Genomic DNA, 6074 nt, shown 5'->3' with positions numbered 1-6074 from the left:
TATTACAATAATCTTTGCAATAAGTTTATTTGAGTACTTTCTGATTCTATCCTCCACAATTATTTGAGCCAACCTTTGCATAATTAATGGGATATGATAAGCTTCCATATCCCACTTATGATTTTCAAATTAATAAATATGACAATTGTCTAACAAATTATGAAAGTTTGGACACTCTAGATAATTATAAAATTTAGAAGCGAGATATCTATTAGATATTTTAGGCGATGTGAGAAATTAAAGTATTTTCCTTATTTAGGGCATTTATATAAATATATTATGGTAACAAAAATCTATTTATACTATTAAATGAATTATATTAATTTATGAGGGCATTTTTCCTAAACGGTGTTAAAAATGTTTCTGTTTTGGACATAGATGAGCCTGATTTAAAAGAAAATGAGGTAAAAATTAGGGTAATGGCCTGCGGTGTCTGTGGTTCCGACATTCATTCCTATTATGGCAAAAATCCATTAATTAAATATCCTGTGGTACCCGGCCATGAACTAAGCGGAATTGTGGTTGAATCAAAAAGCAGTTTGTTTCATTCTGGAGACAGGGTGGTTGTTGATCCAAATATTCCGTGCAATAAGTGCAGGTATTGCAGGTCTGGTAAAAAAAATTTTTGCGAGCATTTTACTAGCATTGGGAACAATATTTATGGGGGTTTTGCTGAGTATGTGAATGTTCCTGACAGCCAGGTATACAAAATTCCAGATAATTTATCATATGAAAGGGCATCGGTTACCGAACCAGTTGCCTGCATTATACACGGCCTGGACATTGTAAATGCCAAAATAGGTGAATCGGCCCTAATACTTGGTGCAGGGTTCATAGGATTAACATTTTTTCAGATACTTAAAAACATGGGTTATAATCCATTAATCGTTGCTGAATTAAATGAGTACAGAAAAAATATTGCCAGGGAACTTGGTGCCGATGTGGTAATAGGGAATATTAAAAACTATGTAAAGGAAAAAACGGGAAATTATGGTGTTGATCTTATAGTAGACACAACAGGAAGCATGAAACTATTAGAGGAATCAATTGATATAATTTCAAATGATGGCCGGATTCTGGCCTTTGCGGTTTATGACCCTGATGCCTACGCAAGTATTAAACCGTCACTAATATATCAAAAGGAGATTAAGATAGCGGGTGAATTTACAAATCCATACACCATGGAAAGGTCCCTTAATCTCATATCTTCAGGCGCAATTAATCTTGACATACTATTAAACAAAAAGGTGGATATTAATAATATTGAGTCAGCATTAAATGGCAGTATAAAGGATTCAATAAAGGTCATTGTCAATAATTCTGATAACCATTTATGCAAATGAGTATTAAACCTTACAGGTATTTCCTAAAAAGACTTAATGTTATATATTCAATAAGTACAATAAGGTTTACAGTTATGCCCAGTGGCCATTATAATTACATTTATTACAATATATTGGTATGTTTATGGATTTATTAAACAGGAACGTTAAAGGAAAGATAGGATATATTCAGGGGTATCAACAATAAAGAAAAAGAGAGAACTGGAAAATCATATACATACTTTATAACATTCATGCTTTATGAATGGTTATACAATAAATGCAGTATATGATAATATTTACCTGATTAGGCATGCTTTTCCATGGAAGCTTGAGGCTCCTATCTTTAAGATGGTGGAGAATGCCACAAACCTTATAGATAATTGAAATATTAAAATCGACATGGATAATCTAGTTGGAGTTGATAACAGGATTAAGTGATGTAAGAATAATAGCATTGGTATCATTAATATAATTAAAAAGGCAGTCCCAGAATCATTTGATGTAATATATTGTATTCAGTAAATTTAAGCATCATGGAGATGATAACTTCCCAGGGTCTATGTTAAAATTTTTAAAAGAAACCATAACCTTATGACAAATAAATAAAATATTAATTTTTGATATTTCATAATATAATTATTTATTTGATAAAAATTATAATATACCATGCAATATGTAATTATGAATATTATAAACTACAACCTGTATTTGGATTTTGACACAGAAAAATTTACTTACACATGCCATGAAAAAATAACATTGGAGGGTAATGAGGAGAAATTAATACTTAACTCAATAGGGCATAAAATTAAAAGGCTTGCAGTAAATGGTGTAATAAGAGGGTTTAAAGAATACAAAAATGAGCAGGAGATTGTGGTTGATGGGATAATAACATCAAAAACACAGGTGGATATAGACTTTACAGGTGAGATACCTGAAAAACTTGAGGGGATATATCTGGCCAGAACACCGGATGGTTTTATGATAACAACTCAGTTTGAGCCAACCGGGGCCAGAAAATTTATACCCTGCATAGATAATCCATCATATAAGGCCACATTTGATATAACTATTAAAATTGATGGTGGACTTGATGCAGTTTCAAATATGCCGGTGGAAACGATAAAAGAAATTGACGGAAAAAAGGAGGTAAAATTTATGCAGACTCCGAGAATGTCAACATACCTACTTTACCTTGGGATTGGACATTTCGATAGAAAAACTAAAAAATTGGAAGATGGAAAGGAAATAGGGCTTGTGGCACCCAGGGGCAGGCTAACCCAATCGGATTATCCACTGGAAATTGCCAAAAAATCAATTGGATTCTATGAGGATTATTTCAATATAAAATATCCACTTCCAAAGGAGGATTTAATATCAGTACCTGAATTTGCGGCAGGTGCAATGGAAAACTGGGGGGCAATAACATTCAGGGAAATATATCTCAATGTCGATTCATCAACAAGCACTTCTGTAAAGAGGTCAATTGCAGATGTAATAGCCCATGAACTGGCACACCAGTGGTTCGGAGACCTTGTGACAATGAAATGGTGGGATGACCTATGGTTAAATGAGAGTTTTGCCACATTTATGTCATATAAGGCAGTGGATAAATTATATCCAGACTATGACATGTTCTCAGATTTCCTTATCAGTGAAACCTCCGGGGCCCTTGCTGGGGATTCACTGGTTAATTCCCATCCAATACAGGTTGATGTTAAATCTCCTGATGATATAGCACAGATCTTCGATGAAATAAGCTATGGGAAGGGAGGAAGCATATTAAGAATGATTAATTCATTCGTAACCGATGATGTTTTTAGAAAAGGGCTTAATTTATACCTTGAAAATTTTAAATACAAAAATGCAGAGGGTTCTGATCTTTGGGAATTTATTGGAAAGGTATCAGATCTTCCTGTAAGGGAGGTCATGGAATCATTTATTAAAAGACCTGGATATCCATATATAGATGCCAGCATTGTGGATGGAAAATTGTTATTAAAACAGTCAAGATTTTTCCTTAATGGCAAGACACAAAAAGTTACATGGAAAATACCGCTGACGTTAAAATATGAAAACAGTATAAAATCTCTTATTTTTGATGCATCTGAAATGTTTATAGAAGACACTGACAAATTTTTAAAGCTTAATGATGATGAGGCTGGATTTTACAGGGTTTTATACTCGGATGAACTCCTTAAATCACTGGTAAATAATTTAAAGAAGCTTTCAGACCGTGATTTATGGGGGATTGCAAATGACTATTATTCATTTCTCATATCCGGTAAAATTAACCTAAACTCATATCTGGATGTAATAAAGGCACTTTCCGGTGAGAATAGATTAATGGTTGATCAGGAAATAGCAGGGGAATTATTTATATTAAATTTAATACTAACAAACAATGAAAAATTGCACAATTTCACTGTTGAACTTCTTAAAAATAAACTTGACATGCTTGGCAGCAAGGAGGAAAATGAGGAAATCAATAAATCCATATTAAGGGGAATGATATCATACAGGCTTGCAATTTTGGATCATGATTATGCTGCAAAAATTGCCGAAAATATAAATAATATTACCAGTATGGATCCTGATTTAAGGTCTTCAGTGCTAACAGCATATGCAATTATTAAGAATGATTTTGATGGACTTCATAAAATGCTTAATGATTTTAATAATGACGAGGATAAAATAAAGGTTATACAGGCAATGTCATGGCTTTCTGGAGATAAAAATTATGAAAATGTATCAAGATTAATTGAAAATCATGAAATCAAGCAGCAGGATTCCATAAGGTTTTACACAAATGCATCCATGAACCCGGAGGCAAGGGAATATATTTATGAGAATTTCGAGGATATAATCTATGGTATACAAAAGGTATTTCAGGGATCAGGATACGCCTCCAGGGTTGTTGAGGTTGCCGTACCATTTATTGGCCTGAACCACCTAAATGCCATAGAGGAAAAATTAAAGGGCATGGAATTCAGTGAGATATCAAGGGGAATCAAAAAGGGGCTGGAATATTTAAGCATTTACTCCGAATTAATATCCAGGTCAAGGCAGTAAATATTTAATAACAGCATTTTTATTTTTAAAACAATGTAAATAATTTTAAAACTTTTTGATAAATTGAAATAAATGTATAATATGTAAACTTATGCTTTTAAATATTAAATAATCTTATCATACCATGGGTGGCAATGCTGGAAATTTAAGTTTCGGGCACTGGACACGTGTTGATACATGGGCATTTATATCATTTTCAATGGGAATGTTCCTTGAGGCATATATATTTGGGATGTCAACAATTGCGACAGGCTGGGTCGCAATGCCAGCAAGCCTTAGATCCTTGCTGCTATCATGGTCTCCACTATGGCTGATTATTGGAATAATAGTTTCCGGACCATTATCTGATAAAATAGGAAGGAAGCATGTATTTTATATAACCATGATAATGTATGGTATAGCAGCCATAGGCATAGTTTTTAGTGATACATATTATCTAATACTTTTATTTCTTGCCATACTTTTGTTTGGATCAGGAGGTGAAATGAATACAATAATGGCACTGTCGCAGGAGATAATGCCCACAGAGCATAGAAGCACTACAATGCTGCTTGAGCTAAATTTCATACCGCTTGGTGGTGTGGTTCTTGCTGCTGTATCGTTTTCAACTGCAAGTTCCTCAATATTCTATCAAAGGTTTATGATTGCAATAACAATTTTAATAGTATTAATTGTTTTAATAGCATCCAGGCGTTATCTTCCTGAAAGCTTTCTATGGCTGGCAAGCATTGGCAGGGAAGATCAGGCAATCAATGATGCCATAAAATATTATGGTAGGGAGGAATATTTGAGAAGAACCATGAATAAGAAGGAGCTGGAGGATAGGGAGGATCTGGATAAAACCAAACATTTGGGCCTTAAAATATTTTCCACCCTGACCACTGCCTTTGCAGGTACAACCGGATTTGGACTTATAGCCTACGTTCTTGGCCCTGTATTTTATCCAGGCCTTGTTGCCCTAATTTTACTGGTATCCAGTGTAGCCGCATTTGGTACAGGATTTATTGGATTTTTCGGTGAGAGGATAAGCAGAAGGAGCATGCTTTTATGGGGGAATGTTGGTGCTCTTGTTTTTACCATTATAACCTACGTTACAATAAGCTCCTGGACCAGATACCTCATAATTTTTTGGTTTCTTGTAATAGCACTAAATGCATTTGTCCAGCTTGGTTATCTGGCAGAGGATACTTTAAAATCAGAGGTTTGGGCCACAAAATCAAGGGGAACGCTTACGGCAATTATAAGATTTTTGGGGATAGGGCTTTATATACCTACCATTTATTTGACTGCCTCATATAACCTTAACCAGTACATATTGTTTAATATCATAGTCTGGGTAATCGGTTCCGCAGGTGCAATAGCATGGTTCCTGTTTGGAAAGGAAACCGGAAAGGGCATTCCTATTGAAATGGCAGATTAAACTATTTTAAATTTTTTATTTTTAACAGTATTTCCCTTAATTCATCCCATGTGTGTGCTATATTATATGTAAATGAATAATCTATCATTAAATTATTCTGCATGCCCGAAAATTTTCTTATATCCGTCTGAAAACCTATGCATATTTTATTGTATGCATATGCCATGCCAAGTTCAACGCATGCACCCTCATCTGGAACCCTGCCATCTATTAGCATTAAAAGTATTCTGGAGTTTTTTAATGCCTGTACGTCCCTT

The 6074-nt window shown here is 34.3% G+C and carries 5 protein-coding genes; 4 read left to right on the top strand and 1 reads right to left on the bottom strand.

Annotation, left to right across the window (positions count from 1 at the left end; translation table 11 throughout):
- The first annotated feature begins 326 nt into the window (after positions 1 to 326).
- The 4 genes from AOG54_RS09325 to AOG54_RS09315 all read left to right on the top strand — a co-directional run bounded on the left by AOG54_RS09325 (position 327) and on the right by AOG54_RS09315 (position 5817).
- Positions 327 to 1343 (top strand): zinc-dependent alcohol dehydrogenase family protein, encoded by a 1017-nt coding sequence (locus tag AOG54_RS09325; RefSeq protein ID WP_048100910.1) that lies wholly within the window; start codon positions 327 to 329, stop codon positions 1341 to 1343.
- Between the two features lie 240 nt (positions 1344 to 1583).
- Positions 1584 to 1709, top strand: a complete 126-nt coding sequence (locus tag AOG54_RS10195; protein ID WP_255350850.1) for a hypothetical protein — start codon at positions 1584 to 1586, stop codon at positions 1707 to 1709.
- Between the two features lie 297 nt (positions 1710 to 2006).
- Positions 2007 to 4397 (top strand): M1 family metallopeptidase, encoded by a 2391-nt coding sequence (locus AOG54_RS09320; protein WP_052656655.1) that lies wholly within the window; start codon positions 2007 to 2009, stop codon positions 4395 to 4397.
- 124 nt (positions 4398 to 4521) lie between these two features.
- Complete coding sequence (locus tag AOG54_RS09315; RefSeq protein WP_055032647.1) at positions 4522 to 5817, top strand: MFS transporter; 1296 nt, start codon at positions 4522 to 4524, stop codon at positions 5815 to 5817.
- A gap of 1 nt (position 5818) precedes the next feature.
- Here the strand turns inward: AOG54_RS09315 and AOG54_RS09310 are convergent.
- On the bottom strand, positions 5819 to 6074 hold a 256-nt coding region (locus AOG54_RS09310), incomplete at its 5' end, for a nucleoside 2-deoxyribosyltransferase (RefSeq protein WP_201779334.1).

Origin of the sequence: Acidiplasma aeolicum, assembly GCF_001402945.1 — an archaeon.
GTDB classification, from domain to species: domain Archaea; phylum Thermoplasmatota; class Thermoplasmata; order Thermoplasmatales; family Thermoplasmataceae; genus Acidiplasma; species Acidiplasma aeolicum.
Note: the sequence above shows the minus strand (reverse complement) of the source record. Positions and strands in the feature narration are given on the sequence as shown.